Source organism: Candidatus Binatia bacterium, from assembly GCA_029243485.1.
Lineage (GTDB): Bacteria > Desulfobacterota > Binatia > UBA12015 > UBA12015 > VGTG01.
In genome coordinates this window covers 233969-257203 of sequence record JAQWRY010000003.1, presented here as the reverse complement: position 1 = coordinate 257203, position 23235 = coordinate 233969, and the positions used below count along the sequence as shown (strand labels likewise).

Sequence of the window (23235 nt, the reverse complement as noted above, 5' to 3'; positions counted from 1 at the left end):
TCGTTCACTCCAACTTCGAGACTACGGGCGGCAACTCGAGCGTCAGGCTCGCCCAGAAGCTCTCCCAGTCGCCCTCGACGCCATCGCCGGCGCGCCGCATGAAGACGGTGGCCACGAGCCACGGACCCGGCTGCGGCGGCTGAAGCTCCGCCCGGCCTTCCGCGTCCGTACGAGCATGCAGCTGGAGCTCGCGGTCGATCAGATGAATGAGCTTGAGGCTCTGATCGGCGAGTGGACGTCCGCCGTACAAGACCCGGACGACCAGGGGGTCGCCCACCCGCCAGCCGCGGGGATCCGTTTCGAGGACGACCTCGACCAGAAGGCCAACCTCAAGCGAGAAGACACGTTGGCCATCGTCGACCTCGCCGACGTTCACGAGCGACTTGGCGTAGCGCGCGTAAGTCTCGCGACCTGGAGACAGGCTCTCGTTCCGGCGCACGCGCTCTGCGATGACGCGGGCGAGGTCTTCGGTTTGCAGGTAGCTCTCGAACTTTTCCGCCGGCAACTCGATGAACGTGTGCCGCCCCTGGTAGACGAGCAGCAACTCGCCGGGAGTCTCGAGGCTCAGCATGCCGGCCGGCGCGCGGCCGAGGAGACCGACGACCGGCTCCGTGCTTTCGGCGCGTACCGACTCGAAGCGGAGCAGGTGATCGCTCCGCCGGGCTATCTCTTCGCGCTCGCCGGCGTCGCCGACGAAGAGTCGGACGGCTACTCGGTCGCCGACGCTCGGCGTGAAGCTCTCGGGCTCGACCCAGAACTCGTGCGCGCCCGCAGTCGTTGCCGCGAGGAGCAGCGCGAGCGCGGTACAGACGATCCGCACGGGCTAGGAATCGCCTTTGACGAGCTTCCAGGTGTCCTCGCCGAGTGCGGGGCGAAACAGTGCATCGTAACTGGGGCCGCGGCGCAGAGTGTGCCCACCGTCGACCGCCACCGACTGGCCGGTGATCCAGGAAGACTCGGGCCCCGCCAGGAATCGCGCGAGCTGACCGACGTCCTCGACCTCTCCGACCCGGCCGAGCGGCATGTTCTCGATGTAATCGTTTACGACGTCTTCGTTCGGAATGACGGCGCCCTTCATCATGTCCGTCGCCGTGATGCCCGGCTGGATCGAGTTGACCCGGATACCGAAGTGACCGAGTTCATCGGCGGCGCAGCGGACGAGCATGTCGAGACCCGCCTTCGCCGTACAATACGCCGGCATGGCCTGGTGCGTGATGGCGCCGGCGATCGAGGACATCGCGATGATCGAGCCGCCGCCCGAGTCCTTCATCGCAAAAGCCGCCGCGCGGATCGTGTTGTAGGAGCCCAGGATGTTGAGATCGAGCGATTGGCGGAACGTCGCGGCGTCCGTCAGCAGGATGTAAGCCCCGAAGCCACCGCCCGCGTTGGCAATCGCGATATCGAGATGACCGTCGTTCGCCGCCTTCGCGACACACGCGGTCACTTCCTCCTCGGACGTGACGTCGCACTGTGTGACCCGCACCTCTGCGCCGTCGGGCGCCTGTGCCCGCAGTGCGGTCGCCGCTTCCTCCAGGACTTCGAGACGCCGGCCGGCGATCGTCACCGTCGCACCATCGCGCAGCAGCGCGAGGGTACAGCCGTACCCGATGCCCGTACCGCCTCCGGTGATGAAAGCCGTCTTTCCTGCGAGTGCCTGGGTGCTCATCAAGTCTCCTTCCGTCGACGTCGTCGCCGACTCCGGGAGACCTTAGGATGCCCGACCCCGGCGAGCCACCCTGGTATGCTCCCCGAAACCGTGACGAAGGACCTGTACAAAAAGTTCTACGCCGTCGTCCGCCGTGTCCCGTGCGGAAAAGTCGCAACCTACGGCCAGATCGCGATCCTCGCAGGCTACCCGCGACACGCCCGCCACGTCGGCTTCGCCCTTCGCGCACTTCCCGAGGGCTCGAAGGTCCCCTGGCACCGCATCCTCAACTCCCGCGGCGAAGTCAGCTCCCGTTCCTTCCCGGGCCCCGACACCCTCCAACGCCGCCTCCTCGAAGACGAAAATGTAAAATTCTCCTCCAAGGGCCGCATCAGCCTCGACCGCTACGGCTGGGAAGAAGGGGACGTTCTTTGAAAACGTCCCCGCTCAGCCAATCAAGAACTGGCGGTCCGGGGCGTCTTGGGGCGTCCGGTGGCGGGTGCCTTCGGGGGTGACGTCGATGCGGTTGGCGCCGTCGGGAGCGAACTGGACGATATAGGACTTTCGAACGTCCGTCGTGCGGTTCGGGCCAGTGCGGTGCGGGGTGAGCGACGAGAAGACAGCGATGCTGCCGGCGCGCACGGGCAGCGGTACCGCATCGGGCCGGTCTTCGAGACAACGCCAACCCAAGTCGGTCATCGTGTGGAGCAGCGTGCCGTCGAGGTGCTTACCGGGCACGACCCACGGGCAACCGTTCTCCTCGTCCGCATCGGTGAGCGCGACCCAGCACGTGAGATAGGCCTGCGGCTCGATGTACGTGTATCCATTATCCTGATGCCACGGGAACTCGCGATCGGGTTCCGGCTTCTTGTAGACAGCCTGATCCCAATACAGGCGCACGGCCGATCCGATGAGATCATGTCCGAGATCCTGGAAGACGGGGCCGGAAACGAAGTCGCGAAGGAGCGGCGACTGAAGTACCAGGTGCGTCGTGAAGGTGATCGCGTCGGCCTGCGCGATGAACATCTTCCCGTCTTTCTGCGTGCGCAGAAACTCGGTCGTGCGCGCTTCAATCGGGTCGACGATGTCGATGACCTTCGCCATCGTGTCGACATCGAACGCGTCTTCGAGGATGAAGGCCCCCTGCTCGTCGTACGCCCGAGCCTGCGCAGGGGTGACGCGCCGGAAGGGACCCTCATGCGGCTCCCAACGAAAGAGCTGGTTGTTTAGATGTAGTTCCACGTCGACGAAATGACGATTTAGTGGATCACCGACGAATTCGCCAACAGCTCTTCAACCGCCCCGAGGAGCGTCGATTGCTCGAACGGCTTCGCCAGAACCCGGTTCGCGCCGAAGCGTTCCGCGATCGGCAGGTATTCCAGCTGTCCCCGGTTGCCGCCTCCGGAGATGGCAATGATCTTCAGTTCGGGGAACTTCCCGCGAGCTTCACGGATGGTCTCCAAACCCTCTTTGCGAGGCATGAACAAGTCGATGATCGCGAGATCTGCGACGTCGTCTCCGAGCGTCCGGAGAGCCTCCTCCCCGTCCCCGGCCTCCCGTACCTGGTAGCCGGCGAGTTCGAGGGTCTCGCGGAGGACGGCGCGGGCGGATGCATCATCCTCTACAATCAAGATCTCTGCCATGGCTGTGCCCCCCTGCTCTCATCCAGCGCGCGCCGCACCGTGGTCCCCAACTGCTCTAGACTAAACGGCTTCTTCAGGAAAGAATGGATGCCGAGCTCGCCCCACTCCCCCGCCTCGAGGCGTTCACTGAACCCGGTACACAAAACGATGGGCATATCCGGTCGGATTCGTAGCACCGCGCGCGCGAATGCGTCTCCCGTGAGGTGCGGCATGGTCTGATCGGTCACTACGATGTCGTAATGACCCGGATTGGCGCCGAAACGATCCAGCGCATCCCGGCTGTTGGTGAGCGCCTCTACCGAGTAGCCGAGGGATTCGAGAATTTCTTGCCCAAGACGCGCCACACGCGGCTCGTCATCGACGAAGAGCACGTTCTCCTGACCATGCCCGAGGGCCGGCGCGGCGGCCTCCTCGGACGAGGCGGGCGCCACCGCCGGCAGATGCACCCGGAAGGTGGAACCGCCCTCGACCTCGCTCGTGACGTCGATCGTACCACCGGCAGCACTCACGATCCCTTGCACCACGGCAAGGCCCAATCCCGTCCCCTTCCCGCGCGGCTTCGTCGTGAAGTACGGCTCGAAGATGTGCTGCACGAGGGACGCGGACATGCCGTGCCCCGAGTCGCGGACGGACATTCGCACCTGCGGGGGCTCGGCCACGGAAGAGCGGGGAACTTCCTCGAAGTCCACATGGACCTCCCCACCCACGGACATCGCATGACTCGCGTTCGTGCACAGGTTCACCAGGACCTGCTGCAGGTCCGAGGCACCGACGGGGACGAAGAGGCCTTCCCACTGTCCGTCGAATACTAACTGGGTCGAAGACGGCAGGGCCGCGGCTAGGAACTCGCGCGTCTCGCGGACGACCGCACCGACATCGCACGCCGTCTGTGGCTCGGTGCCCACTCGGCTGTACTGTAGGATCCGGTTCGTGATGTCGGCGCCCCGCCGTGCCGCCGCGAGAATCTCGTTAAGATTCTTGCGAGCCCCATCGTCCTCGCCGAGCTTTTGCAACGCGAGCTCAGCGTTGCCGAGAATCACGTACAGCGCGTTGTTGAAGTCGTGGGCGACACCACCCGCGAGCGTTCCGATCGCATCGGTCTTCTGGATGTGCCGCAGGTTCTCTTCGGCGCGTCGGCGCTCCAGTTCCGCCTCGACGCGGTCGGTCACGTCGTGGATGGCGCCGGCGTAGCGGCGGTGACCGGGTTCGAGGCCGACCTGCAGCCGCTGCGAGCAGTGGACCCACCGCACACTGTCGTCGGGCCTCACGAGCCGGAATTCGCAACGGGCCGTCTCGCCCGGAACGATCGCCCGCGCATACGCGACCACACGCTTCCGGTCATCCGGGTGCAGAAGCGCTTCGAGACCAACCTGATCCACTTCCTCGCTGCTGTACCCCGCGAGCCGCTCGTAGCCCGAGTCGATCCACACGTGGGTTTCACCGTTCGGCGGAATGTCCACGATGAATTTCCCATCACTCGAGACGTCGGCGATGAGCTGAGTGCGCTCCTCGTTTTGCCGAACCTCCCCCTCGAGCCGTCGCCATTCACGGTCGTCCCGGTACGCCTTCGTGATCGCGGCGCAGGTCGTCACGAAAGGCGTCAAGAAGTCCACGAGCGTCTGGTCGTACCCACCGGCGCGATTGGCGACGCCCACCATCCCGATCATCTGACCACGGTGATGGAGCGGAAGACCGAGGGACGCGTCGAGCGAAGGATGTCCGCTCACAAGGTCACCGCTTCTCTCGTCGTGACTCGGGTCGTTCGAGATGACCGAGCCGCCGGTGGTCATGACGGTCCCGAGAAGGTTCTCCAGATTCGCGAACTCGAGACCCGTCGGGGCATTCTCCGCATAGAACCGACGCGTCGCGTCGTCCCACGCGATGTTCGCGAAGGCCCGGGGCTCGAGATAGGCAACCCCGTCGTCCCCGGTCAGAACGTCGCCGATGAGCCCGTACTCGCTCCCGGTCAGACCGAGGAGCGTCGCAAGAAGATCTTCGAGCACTGCATCGGTCGTCCCGTCATCGGTGTACCGGGTCTGGATTGTGTGGATCGCTTGAAGAAGACGCAGTTCATCGGGATCTGGCATTGACGAATCTAGACCATGACGCAGCCGCCCGGGCGGGTCAACTGAAGCCCGGCGGCCGAGCCGTCAGACCGAAAACTCCGGGAATAGCTCGGCGGCACCGATCTCGAGTTGCTCGATGAACTGCTCGACGCTCGCGCTCCGGAACCGCAGAGAAAGAACCGTCGCCCCGATCTCCGCGTAGCCCCGGCAGATCTCCCGCCCGCGCTCGAGTCCATCCGGTGTCGCGAGGTCGAGGCTACGCTCGGGCTGAAAGATGAGATCCAGGGGCTCTCCACATTCCTCGCGAGCAATCCACGCGGGCTTCGCGCGAGCCCGAGCGAGCAGGTCGCGGAGAGCGTCGAGGCTGAGGCCGAAGGGATCCCAACCATCCGCGAACTCGAGCGCCCGGCGCAGCGACCGCTCGCTCCGCCCTCCGATCCACAGCGGCACCTTGTCCTGCACCGCACAGGGGTCGATCGTGAATCCGTCGAAGGAGAAGTGCGTCCCCTGATAGGACGGCGTGGGCCCGCCCATCGCGGCACGCAGCGCTCGAAGTCCGTCCTCGAACAACGGCCCCCGCGCGTCGAACTCCGCGCCGAGCAGACGAAACTCTTCCTCCAGACTCCCGACACCGACACCCAGAATCAGCCGCCCGTTCGAAATCCGATCGAGGGTACCGTACCTCTTCGCCACCTCGAGTGGGTGGTGGTACGGCAACACCAGGACGTGGGTCGCGAGGCGGATCCGCCTCGTGAAGGCCGCCAGGTATCCGAAGGTCGCGAGAGGATCGTAGTAACGAGAGCCCCGCGCCGGCCCAACGTCCGTCGGAATTCCGACGTGCTCACTGCAGGTGAGATGATGGTAGCCGAGCCGGTCGGCCGCCTCCGCAACTTGGCGGAGCTCTTCCGGTCCGGCCGCATCTTCCCAGGGCGCATGTCCTCGCGGGGTCAACGTGACGACCGGCGAGGTGAGTCCGAACCGCATCGATGCTATCCCGCGACCCGCCGCAACAACTCTGCCAGAATGTCCGACTCGTGAATGCGCTCTTGCGACGTCTTGTCGCGATCGCGCAGGGTCAGCGTTCCGTCGTCCATCGTCTGATGGTCGACGGTCAGCGCGAACGGCGTACCGATCTCATCCTGGCGACGGTAGCGCCGCCCGATCGAACCCGCCTGATCGTACTGCGCGACCATGTGCGGGCGAAGCTGCGCGAAGACCTCTTGCGCCTTCTCGGGCTGCCCGTTCTTTCGAAGCAGCGGCAACACCGCGACCTTGACCGGCGCGAGTCGCGGGTGCAGACGGAGCACTACCCGCGTCTCGCCCTCGACCTCGTCCTCATCGTACGCATCGACGAGGAACGCGAGCGTCGCGCGATCGGCGCCGGCGGCCGGCTCGATGACGTAGGGCACGTAGCGCTCTCGGCTTTCCTCGTCGAAGTAGGAGAGATCTTTCTTACTCCACTCGGCGTGCTGCTTGAGATCGAAGTCCGTGCGGCTCGCGATGCCCTCGAGTTCCGACCAGCCGAATGGAAACTTGTACTCCACGTCCGCGCAGCCCTTGGCATAGTGCGCCAACTCGTCCGACTCATGCTCACGCAGCCGCAAATTCTCGGGCTTGATGCCGAGGCGGAGGTACCAGTCGAAGCGCTCCTTCTTCCAGTAGTCGTACCACTGCGCCTCTTCGCCCGGCTTGACGAAGTACTCCATCTCCATCTGTTCGAACTCGCGCGTGCGAAAGAGGAAATTGCCCGGAGTGATCTCGTTCCGGAACGACTTCCCCTGCTGCGCAATTCCGAACGGGAGCTTGCGCCGACTCGTATCGAGAACGTTCGCAAAGTTCACGAACATGCCCTGCGCCGTCTCCGGGCGCAGGAAGACCTCGTTCGCCGACTCCTCGACCGGACCCATGAACGTCTTGAACATGAGGTTGAACTGACGCGCCTCGGTCAGCTCGCCGTCACAGCTATCGGCGTGCACCGCGATCTGATCGGGATGATCTGCACGGAAGCGGCTCTTGCACTTCTTGCAGTCCACCATCGGATCCGTGAACCCGGCGAGGTGGCCCGAGGCTTCCCACACACGGGGGTGCATCAGGATCGAACAGTCGAGCCCCACGATGTCGCCGCGAGACCAGACCATCTCGCGCCACCACGCGTCCTTCACGTTGCGGCGGAGCTCGACGCCGATCGGGCCGTAGTCCCAACAGCTGTTCAAACCACCGTAGATTTCGCTCGACTGGAAGACCAACCCACGCCGCTTGGCGAGGTTGACGATCCGCTCCATGCGATCGGGCGCTTTCTTCTTCGGTTTGGACATTGGCGGTGCTCCTTGGAGGTCGGAGCTACCACGCAGCCGTGGGGCAGGCCAGTTTGCCCCACATCAAATGCCATCAAGATCGTGGCCTGAGGCGGTACTAGCAGTGGTGAGCGAGCGCGCTATTGAGCAACCGGCGCGCATCGGTCGAGCCGTACGGTTCGAGGACATTGGCGCGCTCGGCATCGGCACGCATCGTCTCCGCGTTGATCGCCTCCGGCATGAGGAAAAGGATCGGAACGTCGCTCGTCTCCGATTCCGTGCGGAGTTGGCGTGCCAGGGCGAGCCCCTGTCCACCATCGAGCATTAGATCGATCAGGACCGCATCGGGCCGCCGGACGATCTCCAGGAGATCGGTCGCCTGTCGCGCATCGCAGGCGACGGACCCCGCGGCGTCGACGTCGACCAGAGCCTGCCGGAGGCCGGCCAACTCGCGAAGCTGCGCACTCACGATCACGATGCCCCCGAGCCGCCCCGCGACCCGAGTCTGAATCCGCTGAAGCGCCTCGGCCGGATCCAGCGGCCGCGGAACCCACCCGATCGAACCGAGCTCGAAGCCCTGTCCCGACTCACCGTCGGCCGCGTACACCAGGCTCTCGACGTCACTCGCGGCGAGGTCCAGCGCTCGGGTAACCGAGTCGTCGAAAAGATTGATGAGCAGCATGCTTTTCGCCGCCCGCGGAGGTTCACCGTCGCCCGTCCAGAAGGCCGAGCCCGATTGGACGGCCAACTCCTCGGCCCACGCGCGCGCGCCCGGATTCGAGTCGAAGTGCCACACGCCCACCGGGGGGCAGTCCCCACCCGCAATCGCGAGCAAGGGCTCTACCCTCGCGAGAGCCGGCTCGCCCGGATCCGCGACCACGACCTCGTCGGATGGATCGAGCAGGTCTTCGGCCGACGACTGGTCGACATCACCGATCGCCGCCGCCGCGGCCTGGACGATCTCTCCGAGTCGAAGGTCACCGCCCTCGGGGTCGAGAAGGGAGGTCGCTTGCGGCTCCGGCTCGACGTCGCCGAGTCCGGGCTGGTTCATGACCTCGCGCAGCGCCTCCTCTGCCGAGAGGCTTTGCGCCGCACGCTCCTCGGCATCCACTCGAGCGCCTTCCGAGCTCTCGATTCGCTCATGAAGCGATCGATTCTCGGCCTCCAGACCCGCGATGCGATGCTTCCCTTCGTCGATCTCCGTAGACCGACGCCCGATCTCGGACTCGAGTTCTTCGCGCCTGCCCTGCTCGCTTCCGCCTGCCGCCGCCGACGCTTCCAACTCGGCCACGCGCGCCCGCAGGGATTCGCTCTCCGCCCGCTGCGCCGCTTGCGCGCTCAACTCCTCGTTCTCGATCCCGCGGCATTGGTCGCGCGCCTCGGCGAGCTGTGAACGAAGCTCTTCGATCTCGACGACGTACCGCTCGGCTTCGCCCGCTGGCGCGGCGGCTTCCCCGTCCAAGATCGCCGTCCGTCGGCCGGGATGGAGCAACAGGCTCAACAGACGAAAGGCGGGTGCCAGAGAGCCAAGGACGGCGGCCGGCAGAGCCGTCTCCGTCGCGGCCAACACAAGAACGCCCGCGCACTGCTCTCGATCACACAGCGGCACGAGAACGAGCCCACTCCATTCGCTGCGAACCTCACGCAGGGCCGGCAAGAGCGGCTCACGGCTACCGCGGGCGAGCAGAAAAACCCGACGTTCATCGAGTGCCCGCCTTACGAGAGGTGCGTCGCCACCCGGGGGCGGCGACTGCAGGAGTGCCTGCTCCTCGGCTCCAAAACCGCGAGCGGCGACGACGCGAAGGGTCGCGGCATCGAGAAGCGCGGCTCCAGGTTGCGACAGACCACCGGCAACGACGTCGAGGAGACGAGCCGCCATCACGTCGATCTCCTCTCCGGCCGCTTCTGCGTGTGAGTCCGCCGCGATCAGCTCGCGGACGAGCCGAGTCGAGAGAACTCGATACGGATCGCTCTGTTTGTTGCCCTCACCGCCCAACCGACCCTCTATCGCAGTCGGTGTAGCGGTCGCTCCCTCGACCGACATGGCTCTTGCGCCCCTCTGCGGCCTGACTGCCGCCCAACCCCACCATCGGCGGCCACGCCGCAGGACTTGATGGGCAATGTGAACACATCGGGGTTCAAGTCCTCCGTCGATCAGGTCGAATCGATGAGGAAGAAGGCGCTGCGTGCGCCGGTGGGGTTCTTCATGGGTGGAGTGGATAGTCGAACGAGCGGGTCGACGGGGGCGCGAATGCTTCTGCTTCGAGCCGAGGGTTGCTTGGTGTGCCTGGCACTCGACGTCGTCGAGGGGGTCTTCGCATATCCGGCGGAAGAGGGTTCGCGCCAGGCGTCGGTCGACGTCGTGGGGTGGAAGGACGTCTCCGGCATGGGGTCGGATCAGCCACCGCCCGAACGCGGATCCCTCGTGATCGTGCGAACCGACGCGGGATCGATCGGACTTCGCGCCGAGGAGTGCCTCGGCGTGCGCGACGTCTCATTCCTCGAGTCGCCGCCGATCCCGACACGCCTTGCCGAGAAGGAGGGTCGCCCGCTTTGCTACCTTCTCCTGGTCGATCGGCAGCCGCACTTCCTGATCGAGCCGCAAGCTCTATCACGCGCCCGAGAGAACCGATTGCCGGCCCGACCAATCGCACCCAGCGGGATCGCGGCCATCGCGCCTCAAGGCACCGCGGTGGGGAACTGACCGATATGGATCAGGCTCGCCTTCTCGTCGTCGACGACTCACTCACGATTCGTCGCGCTCTCGAATTCATTCTGAAGCCCCGCGGCTACGCGTTGGAGTTCGCAGCCGACGGCCGCGAAGCACTCGACCGCGCCGCATCCTTCGACCCCGATCTCGTACTGCTCGACTACGTCCTCCCCGACATGCGGGGCCCGGACGTGTGCTCGGCGCTCTCCGCGATCCCGTCGACCGCGCAGACACCGGTGATCCTGGTCTCGGCCAAGGGCGCCTCGATCCGGCAGGCGTATCAGGATGCGCAGAACGTGGTGAGCTACATCACCAAGCCGTTCAAGCCACAGGTAGTCCTGTCCATAGTCGACAACGCCCTCTCCCGTGGGCGAGCGACAGTCGTGGCTGCAGAACCGGCGGCGCCTCGCCCGCAGCCGACACGAGCAACGATGAAACCGGCACCCACGCCCGCAGGCGCCTCCCTCCCACTCGTGCGCGCCGCGACGCTCGAGGAGACGTTCTCCGCGCTCCTCGGCCAGCTCGAGGACGCCGTCTCCGCGGAGACCAGTACTGACGCCGCCGCGCCGCGGACCCTCGCACGCCTCGGGGATCCGCTCCGACGCGCGCGCGAACAGCTCCGTGAGATCGGGCAACACATCGAAGACGACGGTGTGGCTCCGTATCGACTCCGACCCGACGGTACGTTTGCCAACATCGCGAGCACCCTGCTCGAAACGCACCGGGTGTTGTGTGAGGCGACGCTTGCTCTCGCCGCGACCGGTGCACCGGGCCCGGAGCTTCCGACGCCGCCCGAGGTGATCGTCCTCGTCCCGACCGACCACGAGCTGCACACCACACTCTCGCAGCTAGCGGGGCCGCGCAAAGAGGTGCTGCTGATCGATCGGGAATTCGCCTCGGTCCCGTGGGTCGTCCACCTCATGCAGCCCCAGGTGCTCGTCGGCGTGCCGGGAGCCGACCTGAGCCTGAACGCGGCCATCGGCCGGCTGCCGAACGCTCCGTGCCGGCGGCTCGCGATCGCTCCACTGAGCGCATCTCTCGAGGGCGGCCCGTGGGCAGCATTCGAACACGTCGCCGATCTGGATGAGCTCGCGGGCTCGTTCCAGTCGACCGAGAGCCGGGGCGGTGAACCGACGCGCGTCATCGGCCTCGAGGTGGTGAGCCTATGAGCACCGACACGTCGGCTCGAATGGACTTCTGCGTCTTTCATCGTGGCAAGCGGGGGTTTGCGATCTCGACCCACCTTGCCAAGGAAGTCATCGAAAACCGCCCTCTCACCGCCGTACCCTTCGCACCACCGGAACTCCTCGGCGCGCTGAACCTGCGCGGCGAAGTCGTCCCGTTGGTTGCTCTGGACTCGTTTCTGGACGTCCCGGCGCGGCCTCCGTCGCACAAGGACGCCCTCCTGGTCCTCGGTTTGGGCGACCTCCGTTTCGCAGCGGTCGTCGATCGAGTCGCCAGGGTCGTGCACTTCGCACCTTGGGAGATTCGTCGTGACGTCGAAGGAGAGCCGCCTCCGGGCGAGCTCGTCCGCGGCTACAGCGGCACCGGGGAAGACCGCCTCATCGTTCTTGATGGCGAAACGCTGATCGGCACGGTCGTTCAGCGCATCGCCGAGGGATTCCGTTATCACCCCGCGTCCGAGCAAACGAGCCCGACACGCACTGCCGGACCGGAAGAGGACTGAATCATGGCCACTCAATCCAAAACGTTGACGTCCGCATCGAGCGGACCAGTCATTGCGAGTGCCGCGCGCTCGAACACGGAACCACGCCGGCCGGGTGCGTTTCGCGTCGCCACCTTGGCTCTCCTTCTAGCGGGTGTCGCGTCCAGTGCGGCGTTCTTCGGCTCTCGATGGCTCGTCGAGCAAAATGCGCTGCGACATCTGGAGGGTCTGCGAGACGCCGCCCACAACGATCTCGGGACGTTGTTCGACGAGGTCGGCGCCGAAACGGGCGTGCTCGCGGCGGACCCGAGGACCGCGTCGGCAATCGAAGCGTTCAAGGACGGGGTCCGGAGCGCGACCGTCGAAGTCGCCGACAAGAAGCCGGGCGAGCTCGAACCGTATCAGTCGCGACTCACCGCGTTCTACGAGGCCGAAATCCTACCCAGCGCCCGCTCGGCCGGGCGTCCGGCGAGCCTCGAGGAACTCTACCCCGACGACGGCTCATTCGAGACCCCGAACCCGACCGTTGTCTTGCAGTCCCTGTACCTCACCGAGGATTCCACAGTCGCGACCGACGACATCACCAAACAGTACGGCGAGGCGTACGGAAGCCACGGGCCCTGGCTGCGGGACCTGGCGACACGCAACGGGTGGGAGAACCTCCACCTGATCGACAACACCTCCGGGACGATCGTCTACAGCACCGAAGCTGCCGTAGAGACGTTCACCAACCTCACCGACGGCGTCCACCGCGGCAGCGGGCTCGCACTCGCCGCCTCGAGGACGAACGCCGAGACCAGCGCCGGCGAGCATTTCTTCGCCGACACTAAGTTCGGTTCTGTCGACGCGTCTCCTCGTGTCTTCGTCTCCGCGCCCGTCTTCTCGGGTGAGCGTCGCATCGGCACTATCGTCGCAGCCATCGATACCGCCGCGATCGACCGCGCGCTCCTTCCTGGCACGGGCGCCGAGAAGTGGGCCCGCGCAAACCTCGGTGCCGGCGGACAAGTTCTCGCCCTCGCCGGCGACGGCGCGCTACGGAGTACACCACGCCACGCCTCCAACCCGGGACAGACGTCCGCAGGACTTCGCGAGGCGCTCGCGGGGACATCGACCACCGGCACCTTCGACGTCGGCGGCAACACCACCCTCGCCTCGTACGGACCAATCGACGTCGGTGGAAACCGATGGGTGATCGCAGCCGAACGACCGCAGAGTGAGGTCGTAGCGCCGCTCGCCCTGCTGCTCCCGGTCTTGTTGGGAATCGTCTTCGTGGCGACTCTCGCGGGATGGATGCTCGGCTCGCGCCTCTGGTCCCAGTTCGCGGGGCGGCTGCGGAAGATCTCGAGCGTCGTCCAGAAGGCGCAGCGCGGCGACCGCAAGGCGCGTCTCGAGGTCGATCAAGAAGGTGCCGTCGGCGAACTCGCCGCGACGATCAACCGACTTCTCGAAGATCGCGCGAGCGTGATCGAAAAGGCGGAACTCGAACACCAGAGATTGGCTAACGACGCCGAGCAGCTCCTCGAGGTCGCCCGTACGGCGGCGCACGGCGGACCAGTCGTCCACGCGCAGATCAATGGAGGCGCCTTGGCCACCGTTTCGAGCGCCCTGAACGAGATGCTCGATACGATCGGTACGCTGTCGGAGAGCATTCACGAGGCGTCCGCGCTGGTCGGCACGTCGGCGACTCAGATTCGCGCGTCTGCCGACGAGACGTCGACGAACGCCGCGCAGCAGACGCGGGTTTGCGGCGAGACCGAGGGCTCCGCGCAGGCGCTACGGACCGAAGGCAGCCGGATCGCCGAGAAGTGCTCCGAGGCGCTCGAGGTCGCGCGCCGCACGGAGCAAGCAACGCGCTCCGGGCAGGCTGCGCTCACCGATCTCCTCACCGGCATGGACGGTCTGCAGCGCGAAACCCGCGCCGCTACCGTGAAGATCAAGAGACTCGGCGAGCGATCGATGCAGATCTCCGCCATCATCGGAACGATCTCGAAGATGTCGGCGCAAACCGACATGCTCGCACTCAACGCAGTGATCGAGGCCTCCCGTGCCGGTGAACAGGGGCAGGGTTTCACTCTCGTTGCCGACGAGGTCCGCAAGCTCGCGGAGCGCGCCGCGGCGGCCGCCAAGGAGATCGAGCGGCTGATCGTCGGCATCCAATCCGACATCGGGGACGCGGTGGGCGGGATGGAGCGCCAGGGCGAACGAATCGAAGTGCAGGCAGCTGCCGCCACACAGGCGCAGCACGCACTCGAGAAGGTCGGGGCCGTCACCAACGAGGCGAGCGTCACGATGGAAGAGATCGCGACCACCGCCGACGCACAGGCCTCCGGTGCCGAAAGACTCGGCGAGGCCGTCTCGCAGATCGCCTCGGCCGCCACCGGCGTACAACGATCGAGTGACCAGACACGCCGCAGCAGCGCCGAACTCTCCAAGCTCTCCGACGAGCTACGCGCCCGCGTCGAGCGGCCGGCCGAGGCCTGAGCCAGGACTTCATGGACGACTGGAGACAGAGAGCGGTCCCTGTGGCGAGTCTCAGTTCACCGGAATCGGAGCCACCGCCCGCCGCCGATGACACCCTCACCGCGATCCGCGGTGTCTTTTTCGAGGAGGCAGAGGACCTGCTTCGAGCGATGGCCTCACGACTCGGCTCGCTCTCCGAGGATCTCGGCGACGCGACCGGTCTGGACGAAGTCGCCGCAGGCGGTCACACCCTGCGAGGCTCCGCCGCGCTAGCGCAGCTGCCGACGCTGAGTCACGTCGGTGCCGTTCTCGAGCGAGCGGCAGAACTCGCGGCGCGGCAGGCCGAGCACAGTCGCGACACCGCGCGCAGTCTCGTTCGGGAAACACTCGCTGCGCTGAACCCGGCGCGGCGGATGGTCGAGCACGCTCGTTCGGGCTACGCGGGTGCCGACGAGGTGCTGATCCGCGAGATGCACGAGACCTTCTCTCCGGCGTACCAGGAGGGGCTTCGCCAAGATCTCGAAGCCGCATCCACAGCGGCACCCCAAATCGAGGAAGACGTGCCACTGCTTGCGGACGCTGCCGTGGAAACACCGGCCGCCGTACCGACCCGCGAGCCGGACCCGGCCGCGGAGGAACCCGCGTTTGATTCCGCTCTGGCTGAGAGCCTCGCCGGAATCTTCCAGGAAGAGCTGAAGGATCTCCTCGCCGACGTGCCCGATCTTCTGACGGGCCTCGTCGACCCCGCGGAGCAGATGAATCTGTGCGCCGATCTCGGACGGATCTTCCACACAGTGAAAGGAAGCGCCGCGACCGTCGGGCAGAACCAATTTCGTGATCTCGGCCTCACGCTGCAGGATGCATTCGAGCGCCCGACCGAGGATGCGAGCCTGCTCCCGCTGCGACCGGAGTTCTCCAGCGAAATCGCCGAGCCGCTGAAGGATCTGTTCCTGACCGCCGGCCTCGAACCACCTACCGCCGCGTTGGACCTGCTGTTCGGGATGGCCGCCGCGAGCGTCGTCGACACGGACGACGCAGGCGGACCACTGGAGACCCCGCCGCCGAGAGAGCCCACGGTCGACCTGGAGCATCTCCCCGCGGCAGGACCCGACGCCGAGGCAGCCGAGCCTGCCGCCGGTCCCGGAGCGCCCACCGAGCCCACCGAGCCGATCGAGACCGCGGGCGAACTGCCGGCCGGAGCGTCGGCCGCACCACCAGAGGAAGCGTCGCTCGGTGTCGAGCCCGAGATCATGGAGGCGTTCACGCTGGACGCCGACACGGCCCTCGAGGCCTCCGAAGGCGCGCTCATCGCGCTCGAGCAGAACCCGGCAGACCGCGGCCCGCTTCGGATTCTGTTCCGCCAGTTCCACACACTGAAGGGCGCGGCGGCGGCAGTCGGCCTGGACCGGATCGCGGAGCAACTCCACTCGGGTGAAACCCTGCTCGAGAACGCCGTCGACGCCGGCATCCCCGGCGATGCCGACCGCTTCACGCAGCTCCTTCTCGAGATGCTCGATTCGGTCACGGGTCTGATCGACGACGCGCAAGGCAACCGCCACGACCACCGGATCCTGCCGGACGTGGACGCTCGGATCTCCGAGATTCTGACGGAATCCATTGCGCAGGAGCGGCCCGTACCGATCGCCAAACCCGCGGCCGCACGGATCGCCCCGCCAAGCGCCGGCGCCGCTCCACCGACCACCACACCGGCACCGGCCGCCGAGGGCGACTCGGCGATCGTCCGTGTGCACGCGAGCCGGCTCGACCTGTTGATGAATCGCGTGAGCGAGCTCGTCGTCAGCCGGACCCGCATGGACGACGCCCTGCTGTCGATCAACGACATGCGAGACAAGCTGAACCTCGACCGGCTTCAGCTGAACGAGACCGTCGAAGGCTTCCGCAGCTTCGAGTTCAACACCGTGCCCTCGTCCGGCGACGACGCGGAGACCCACACCTCGAACACGCCCGATGAGTTCACCGATCTCGAATTCGACAAGTACGACGACTTCAACGTTCTCACGCGAACACTCGTCGAACTGGCCGCGGACACGGGAGAGATGCTCGAACAGCTCTCGGGGGTCCTCGACGGGCTCGGCGAAGAAGGCCGCCAGATCTCCAAGGTCAGTTCCAGTCTTCAGCGGACCGTCAGCGCCATGCGGCTGCAGTCGCTCGACACCCTGTTCCGCAAACTTCAGCGCGCGATCCGTGATGCAGCCCGGAACGCCGGCCGCGAAGTCGAAATCGTCGCGATCGGTGGAGACGTGCAACTCGATCGCGGCCTGATCGAGTCGCTCTACGGGCCGCTGCTGCACGTCGTACGAAACGCAGTCTCCCACGGAATCGAATCCCCCGAAGAGCGCGAGCAAGCAGGCAAACCGAGCACTGGGCGCATCACGCTTGAAGCACTCCAGCGACAAGGCTCCGTCGAGATCATCGTACGCGACGACGGGCGCGGCCTCGATTTCGACGCAATCCACGCCAAGGCCGAGCGCCTCGGCATGCTTCCCCCGGAGGCGTCCGCGACGCGCGACCAACTCTCGCGACTCATCTTCCGCCCAGGCTTCTCCACGCAGGAGCAGGTCACCGACCTCGCCGGCCGAGGAATCGGGATGGATGTCGTCGCAAGCGACGTCGAGCAACTCCGCGGCACCGTGTCGGTCAACTCACGCGATGGAGCCGGCACCACGTTCGGCATCACGCTGCCGCTGGCCGCGATGATCGAACAGGTCCTCGTCCTTCGGGCAGGTGAGCAGATCTTCGCTCTCTCCCAGGCGCCGATCGAGACCGTCCTGTGCATCGAACCCGAACACATCGAGTACGGACCGAACGGCGCACGCGTGCGCATCGGCGGCAGCATGCTGCCCGCACTCTCGCTGGCGGCGGTTACCGGCCAGCCCACCGGCCATCCGTCGACGGCACTCGTGGTCCAGGACGGCGACGAGCGAATCGCACTCCTCGTGGATCGGATCGAGGCCCAACGAGAAGCGGTCATCCGTCCGCTCAGCCGTCTCTTCTCTGGCCACCCCTTCATCACGAGCGCCACGTTCGCGGGCGACGGACAGGTCGTGTTCGTGCTCGACTCGTCGCGCCTCCCGGCGCTCGCGCAGCGAATCTCGACGCCAAAGCCCGAGGCGCCACCGGAGTCGAGGAGCCTCGTCGCCGGTACCACGCCGACCAGCGCAACGGTTCTGTGGGCCGACGACTCGATCAGTGTCCGCAAGCTCGCCGGTTTGTTCCTCAACGCCGAGGGCTGGAGCGCGGAGACCGCGGTCGACGGCATGGACGCGCTGGAGAAACTGCGCCGCGGTCGCTTCCAGGTCGTGGTGACCGACCTCGAGATGCCCCGACTTCACGGCTACGAGCTCCTCCAGGAGATCCGGGCCGACCCCGAGCTGAGCAACCTTCCCGTCGTCGTCTGCAGCTCGAGATCGAGCGAGAAGCATCGCCGGCGCGCGCGCGAGGCCGGTGCGAACGGCTATCTGACGAAGCCGTTCACGCAAGAGGCGCTCGCGACCGTAGTGCGAGAGTGCCTCGCTGAGCCACCGGCCCCCATGGCCGCTCCGCCGTTGCCGCCCGCGCCCGAGAGGCCCAAACCGCCTTCGATTGATGCGCCCCCCTCTTCTGGTGAATAGAATCACCGTGTGACGCCACTCTTACGGGGGGCCGCCGCCGTGTTCCTCGTGGCGGCAGCGGGACGATTCGCCACACCTCCCGTGTGGGTGCTGGCGCTGATCGCCGGGCTATCGTTCTACGACCTCGGCCGGCGCGAGCACGCCGAGGCGGATTCGCGCGATTGGACCGGGTGGGGCATGCAGATCGGCTTCCTGCTCATCCTCTGCGGCGCCGCCTGGGACAACCGGAGCTGGGCGCACCTGAAAATGCCCGGCGTGCCCGAGGCACTGGGACTGGTGCTGATCGCCGCGGGCGCCTGGCTCCGGCGGTGGACCTCGGAGGAGATGGGACGCCATTTCACGGTGCGGATCCAGAGCGCGAACGATCACGAGCTCGTCCAGACGGGCCCATTCCGCATCCTGCGGCATCCGAGCTACTCGAGCCTCGGCCTCATCGCACTCGGTACCGCGCTGTCCATGCGGAGCAGCGCCGCCCTCCTCGCGGCCGTCTGCCTGTGGCTCCCCGCGGCGGGAATCCGGATCGCCCGCGAGGAGGCGTTCCTGTCCGAACGATTCGGCGACACCTACAGCGCGTACGCCCGTCGAACGTGGCGGCTCGTGCCAGGTCTCTTCTAATCCTCCGAGACCATGAAAAACGCGCTCAGCATCGACGTCGAAGATTGGTACCACGACGCGGCCCGGCCGGCGGGCCCGGCCTCCGCGAGTGAGATCGCAGCAGTCGGCTCCCGGGTCGAGCGCAACGTGAACGCTCTGTTCCAGATCCTCGCCAAGCACGACACCCGTGCGACTCTGTTCTTCCTCGCGGACGTCGCGCGTGAGCAGCCCACCCTGGTGCGGCGCGCCGTCGACCTCGGACACGAAGTCGCGTGCCATGGCCTCGATCACAAGCCCGTCCACGGACGCACCGCACCCGAGCTCCGCTACGACGTCTCCACCGCACGCGAGATCGTGGCTGACGTGGCGGGAGTCGACGTGCTCGGCTTCCGCGCCCCGTACTTCATCCAGCCCAACGACCTTTGGGCGCTGGACGTCCTGGCCGAGAGCGGCTTCCGATACGACTCGAGCTACATGCCGCTGCGATACTTCCCCGGGGACGTCCCGCGACTGCCCGGCGGAGGCGGCGCGGTCCGCATGCAGAACGGACTGTGGGAGTTTCCCCTCCCGTTGTCACGACTCCCAAGCGGCCACATTCTCCCCTCGGCCGCCGGCGGGTTCTCGCTGCGCGCCCTCCCCTTCTGGATCACCCACCGCTACCTCGAGCGCTTCAATACCGAGGTCGGGCGAACCGTCGTCTACACCCATCCGTGGGAGATCGATCCGGACTCCCCGAAACTGCCCGGCACGCCCGGCTACGTGCGCTGGTTCAACAACGTCGGTCGGAGCCGGATGCGCGCCAAGATCGACCGACTCCTGTCGACGTTTCGCTTCGCTCCGATCCGTGAAGTATTCGCAAGCGAACTCGCGCAGTAGCGCCGTCACAAACAACCATCTCAGAACGGTCGCCGAGTGAGGCGTCCGCCATGGCGCCCTAGAGAACCCCCATCGCCTCCAGGGCCCGAAGCCGCCCCCGAAGATGCGGCTGTAGCAGGGTCATCGTCGCGATCCGAACCTCGGTCGCGACTCGAGCCGATGCGTCGGCTTCGATCGCGTCATCACCCACGAAACAGGCCGACGCATCGATGTCGTCCGTGTCCCCCGGAAGGCCGCGGGAGACCGCCTCCTCGAGGCGTAGGAGGATCGCAGCCGCGCCAGCCGAAATCGTCGGCCCACCGTGCTCTCGATCGGAGCACCGGGCGCACAAAATACCAGTGCCGGCATAGGGCACGCGCAGAGCATCACCGAGCCCCGCAAGCTCTTCCTGGCAGCGCGTGCACCGACCGAACTCCTGGCGATAACCACTCGCCGCCAGGGTGGCGAGTTCGAACAGGCGAAGCGTGGTGGGCGACGGCGGGCGGTCGTCGATGCGGGCAAGCGCCGCGACGACGAGGGCGTAGATCTCATCGCCAACTTCGCGATCGGCCGTCATCTTGTCGGCGACTTCGATCACATGGCTCGCCGCCGCATAGCTCTCCAGCGAGGTCACCAAAGTGCGCCAGGGACGAATCAGGACGGCGCGCTCGAGGAAGCAGAGGGCATTGTCGTTCTTCTGCTTGAAGGCCAGGTCGACGTGGGCGAACAGCTCAAGGGAGCCGGGAAAGCGTCGCCGTGAACGTTTTGCCCCTTTCGCAATGCCGGTGAACTTCCCGTCGGAGCGCGAAAGCACGGTCACGATCTTGTCGGACTCGCCGAATTCGCGCGCTCGCAAGACGATCGCGGGCGTGGATCCCACACGCACGCGACAGCCGTACCACGACCGAACCCACGTTGACACGTGTCCGTCCCGTGCTTACGTTTCCGCCGATTCAGACCGAGGAACAGTGGATCCAATGAGCGAGAAAAACGACCAAGACGGCTCCCCCACAGAGGACATGCCCAACGCGGCCCCCGAAGCCGAGGCGACCGCCACAGAGCCCCCCGAGCCGACCACGCTTCAGGACGCTCTGACGATCATCGGTGAGCTCCAGACCACGATCGCCCAGCAGGACCAAGGGGCGGCGAAGCTCCGAGACCAGTTCCTGCGCGAGCGGGCGGACCTCGAGAACTTCAAAAAACGAATGCAGCGGGACAAATCCGAGTCCCTTCGCTTCGCCAGCGAGCCCCTCATCCGGGAACTCCTCCCCGTAATCGACAATCTCGAGAGGGCCCTGAACGCCGCCCCTCCCCTGGCCGAGGGACAAGCCGACGCCCTGCGCGACGGCTTGGCCATGGTCGCGCAGCAGTTCGACGACATCCTGACCCGCTTCGGCGTCGCCCGGGTGGAAGCCGCGGGGCAGCCCTTCGACCCCACCGAACACGAGGCGCTGGCCCTCATCGAGACCACCCAGAAAGAGCCCGGTGCCGTCCTCGACGAGCACCTCCCGGGCTACCGCCTGCACGATCGGCTCCTGCGCCCGGCGCAGGTCACCGTCGCAAAAGCGCCCGGCGGCCAAGGGAATTGACCTGATGCAGGGTTGAACGACCCCGGATCGTGGTTAAATCCATAGTCGCTGCACAAAAAATCCAACAAAATCCGAGGGATGCGCGCTTTTTGAGACGCTGTTTGTCCCTGTCGGTGGAAGGAAAACCATGAGCAAGGTCATTGGAATCGATCTGGGGACGACGAACTCGTGCGTCTCGGTCATCGAGGGGGGCGACCCCACGGTGATCACCAACTCCGAGGGGAGTCGCATCACCCCGTCGGTCGTTGCGTTCGCAGAAAATGGGGAGCGCCTCAGCGGACAGATCGCCCGCCGCCAGGCCGTGACCAACCCCGAGAACACCGTCTTCGCGATCAAGCGCCTCATCGGGCGCCGCTTCGACGATGCCGAGGTCCAGAAGGCCGCAACGGTCCTTCCGTACACCGTCGTCCGCGCCGACAACGGCGACGCCTGGGTCGAGTGCCGTGGCAAGCAGTACAGCCCGGCTGAGATCTCCGCGTTCGTCCTTCAGAAGATGAAGCAGACCGCGGAAGACTACCTGGGCGAAGAAGTGACCGAGGCCGTCATCACGGTTCCGGCGTACTTCAACGACAGCCAGCGCCAGGCCACGAAGGACGCCGGCCGCATCTCCGGCCTCGAAGTGAAACGCATCATCAACGAGCCCACCGCGGCGGCTCTCGCGTACGGCCTCGACAAGAAGGCCGACGAGAAGCTCGCGGTCTTCGATCTTGGCGGCGGTACGTTCGACGTCTCGATCCTCGAAGTGGGCGACGGCGTCTTCGAAGTGAAGTCGACCAACGGTGACACGTTCCTCGGCGGTGAGGACTTCGACCAGCGCATCATCGACTACCTCGCCGACGAGTTCCGCAAGGATCAGGGCATCGATCTTCGCGAGGACCGTATGGCTCTGCAGCGTCTCAAGGAGGCTGCAGAGAAGGCCAAGATCGAGCTCTCGTCGGTCGCCGAGACCGACATCAACCTGCCGTTCGTCACGGCGGACTCGACGGGTCCAAAGCACCTCAATCTGAAGCTCTCGCGAGCCAAGCTGGAGGCGCTATGCGCCGACCTGCTCGATCGCCTCGAGGCCCCGTGCATCACCGCGCTGAAGGACGCCGGTCTCTCCACAAAGGGGATCGACGAGGTCGTTCTGGTGGGCGGCATGTCCCGAATGCCGGCCGTCGGCGAGCGTGTGAAGGCGCTCTTCGGCAGAGAGCCGCACCGCGGTGTGAACCCCGACGAAGTCGTCGCCATCGGCGCTTCGGTTCAGGGCGGCGTGCTGAAGGGTGAGGTGAAAGACGTCCTCCTTCTCGACGTCACGCCGCTGTCCCTCGGCATCGAAACGCTGGGGGGCGTCTGCACGAAGCTCATCGAGAAGAACACCACGATCCCGACCAAGAAGAGCCAGGTCTTCTCGACCGCTTCGGACAATCAGACTGCGGTCACGATCCGAGTCTTCCAGGGCGAGCGTGAGATGGCGCCGGACAACAAGCTGCTGGGTCAGTTCGACCTCGTCGGCATTCCGCCGGCACCGCGCGGCGTCCCCCAGGTCGAGGTCTCGTTCGACATCGATGCCAACGGCATCGTGCACGTGAACGCGAAGGACCTCGGCACGGGCAAAGAGCAGTCGATCAAGATCACGGCTTCCTCGGGTCTCTCCGAGGACGAGATCAAGCAGATGGTCGACGACGCCGAATCCCACGCGGAGGACGACAAGAAGCGCCGCGAGACGATCGAGGCGCGCAATCAGCTCGACTCGCTGGTCTACCAGACCGAGAAGAACCTCACCGACAACGCCGATTCGCTCGACCCCGAAGCCAAGGGCGGCGTGGAGACGGCGGTCGCGGAAGCGAAGAAGGTCCTCGAGAACGAGGCCGCCGAGCCCGAGGAGTTGTCCGCAGCGGCTGCCGCTCTCACCCAGGCGTCGCACAAGCTTGCGGAAGCCATGTACGCCAACACCGGTGGCAGTGACGGCGACGGTGCGGCCCCGGGTGGCGACGCGGGCAGCGCGGACGCGACCAGTGGCGATGCGGGCCCTGGTGACGACGGCAAAGACGATGTCGTCGACGCCGACTTCGAAGAAGTCAAAGAAGGATGAGTCGTCG

General features: G+C 66.1%; 19 protein-coding genes. 10 read left to right on the top strand and 9 right to left on the bottom strand.

Going from position 1 to position 23235, the window contains the following annotated elements; translation table 11 throughout:
- Nucleotides 1-4 precede the first annotated feature (4 nt).
- A complete protein-coding gene (locus P8R42_03260) occupies nucleotides 5-820 on the bottom strand; it encodes a DUF4198 domain-containing protein (GenBank protein ID MDG2303667.1) in 816 nt (271 codons plus the stop codon).
- A 3-nt stretch (nucleotides 821-823) separates the two neighbouring features.
- Nucleotides 824-1666: an SDR family oxidoreductase gene (locus P8R42_03255; GenBank protein ID MDG2303666.1), complete on the bottom strand. Its 843-nt coding sequence runs from the start codon at nucleotides 1664-1666 to the stop codon at nucleotides 824-826.
- 90 nt (nucleotides 1667-1756) lie between these two features.
- Between P8R42_03255 and P8R42_03250 the strand changes: the two genes are divergently transcribed.
- A complete protein-coding gene (locus tag P8R42_03250) occupies nucleotides 1757-2080 on the top strand; it encodes an MGMT family protein (protein MDG2303665.1) in 324 nt (107 codons plus the stop codon).
- 12 nt (nucleotides 2081-2092) lie between these two features.
- Here P8R42_03250 and P8R42_03245 read toward each other — a convergent pair whose 3' ends face one another.
- The 6 genes from P8R42_03245 to P8R42_03220 all read right to left on the bottom strand — a co-directional run bounded on the left by P8R42_03245 (nucleotide 2093) and on the right by P8R42_03220 (nucleotide 9692).
- Entirely contained in the window at nucleotides 2093-2887 is a 795-nt protein-coding gene (locus tag P8R42_03245) for a phytanoyl-CoA dioxygenase family protein (GenBank protein MDG2303664.1), read from the bottom strand.
- Between the two features lie 17 nt (nucleotides 2888-2904).
- Nucleotides 2905-3288: a response regulator gene (locus P8R42_03240; GenBank protein MDG2303663.1), complete on the bottom strand. Its 384-nt coding sequence runs from the start codon at nucleotides 3286-3288 to the stop codon at nucleotides 2905-2907.
- A complete protein-coding gene (locus tag P8R42_03235) occupies nucleotides 3273-5375 on the bottom strand; it encodes an ATP-binding protein (protein ID MDG2303662.1) in 2103 nt (700 codons plus the stop codon). The genes P8R42_03240 and P8R42_03235 overlap by 16 nt, the downstream gene beginning before the upstream one ends.
- A gap of 63 nt (nucleotides 5376-5438) precedes the next feature.
- Complete coding sequence (locus P8R42_03230; protein ID MDG2303661.1) at nucleotides 5439-6338, bottom strand: LLM class F420-dependent oxidoreductase; 900 nt, start codon at nucleotides 6336-6338, stop codon at nucleotides 5439-5441.
- 5 nt (nucleotides 6339-6343) lie between these two features.
- Entirely contained in the window at nucleotides 6344-7669 is a 1326-nt protein-coding gene (locus P8R42_03225) for a glycine--tRNA ligase (GenBank protein ID MDG2303660.1), read from the bottom strand.
- A 97-nt stretch (nucleotides 7670-7766) separates the two neighbouring features.
- Nucleotides 7767-9692: a hypothetical protein gene (locus P8R42_03220; protein ID MDG2303659.1), complete on the bottom strand. Its 1926-nt coding sequence runs from the start codon at nucleotides 9690-9692 to the stop codon at nucleotides 7767-7769.
- A gap of 123 nt (nucleotides 9693-9815) precedes the next feature.
- On the opposite strand from P8R42_03220, the gene P8R42_03215 reads away from it, so the two are divergent.
- From P8R42_03215 to P8R42_03185, 7 genes are all read left to right on the top strand, one after another.
- Nucleotides 9816-10352: a hypothetical protein gene (locus tag P8R42_03215; GenBank protein ID MDG2303658.1), complete on the top strand. Its 537-nt coding sequence runs from the start codon at nucleotides 9816-9818 to the stop codon at nucleotides 10350-10352.
- Nucleotides 10353-10357: 5 nt separating this feature from the next.
- Entirely contained in the window at nucleotides 10358-11527 is a 1170-nt protein-coding gene (locus P8R42_03210) for a response regulator (protein ID MDG2303657.1), read from the top strand.
- On the top strand, nucleotides 11524-12045 hold the full coding sequence (locus P8R42_03205; protein MDG2303656.1) for a chemotaxis protein CheW: 522 nt from the start codon (nucleotides 11524-11526) through the stop codon (nucleotides 12043-12045). The genes P8R42_03210 and P8R42_03205 overlap by 4 nt, the downstream gene beginning before the upstream one ends.
- Nucleotides 12046-12159: 114 nt before the next feature.
- Complete coding sequence (locus P8R42_03200; GenBank protein ID MDG2303655.1) at nucleotides 12160-14505, top strand: methyl-accepting chemotaxis protein; 2346 nt, start codon at nucleotides 12160-12162, stop codon at nucleotides 14503-14505.
- 41 nt (nucleotides 14506-14546) lie between these two features.
- Nucleotides 14547-18116: a response regulator gene (locus tag P8R42_03195; protein ID MDG2303654.1), complete on the top strand. Its 3570-nt coding sequence runs from the start codon at nucleotides 14547-14549 to the stop codon at nucleotides 18114-18116.
- Nucleotides 18117-18125: 9 nt separating this feature from the next.
- Nucleotides 18126-18731 carry an isoprenylcysteine carboxylmethyltransferase family protein gene (locus P8R42_03190; GenBank protein ID MDG2303653.1) on the top strand — a complete coding sequence of 202 codons (606 nt, stop codon included), beginning with the start codon at nucleotides 18126-18128 and terminating at the stop codon, nucleotides 18729-18731.
- 12 nt (nucleotides 18732-18743) lie between these two features.
- Nucleotides 18744-19586, top strand: coding sequence for a polysaccharide deacetylase family protein (locus P8R42_03185; protein MDG2303652.1), 843 nt, complete (start codon nucleotides 18744-18746; stop codon nucleotides 19584-19586).
- A gap of 58 nt (nucleotides 19587-19644) precedes the next feature.
- Here the strand turns inward: P8R42_03185 and recO are convergent, their stop codons facing one another.
- Nucleotides 19645-20451: a DNA repair protein RecO gene (recO, locus tag P8R42_03180; GenBank protein ID MDG2303651.1), complete on the bottom strand. Its 807-nt coding sequence runs from the start codon at nucleotides 20449-20451 to the stop codon at nucleotides 19645-19647.
- Between the two features lie 91 nt (nucleotides 20452-20542).
- Between recO and P8R42_03175 the strand changes: the two genes are divergently transcribed.
- Together P8R42_03175 and dnaK are read left to right on the top strand one after the other, a co-directional pair.
- The gene (locus P8R42_03175) at nucleotides 20543-21154 is read left to right on the top strand and encodes a nucleotide exchange factor GrpE (GenBank protein MDG2303650.1); all 612 of its coding nucleotides are present in this window, start codon (nucleotides 20543-20545) and stop codon (nucleotides 21152-21154) included.
- Between the two features lie 127 nt (nucleotides 21155-21281).
- Nucleotides 21282-23228 (top strand): molecular chaperone DnaK, encoded by a 1947-nt coding sequence (gene dnaK / locus P8R42_03170; GenBank protein ID MDG2303649.1) that lies wholly within the window; start codon nucleotides 21282-21284, stop codon nucleotides 23226-23228.
- Nucleotides 23229-23235: the final 7 nt, after the last annotated feature.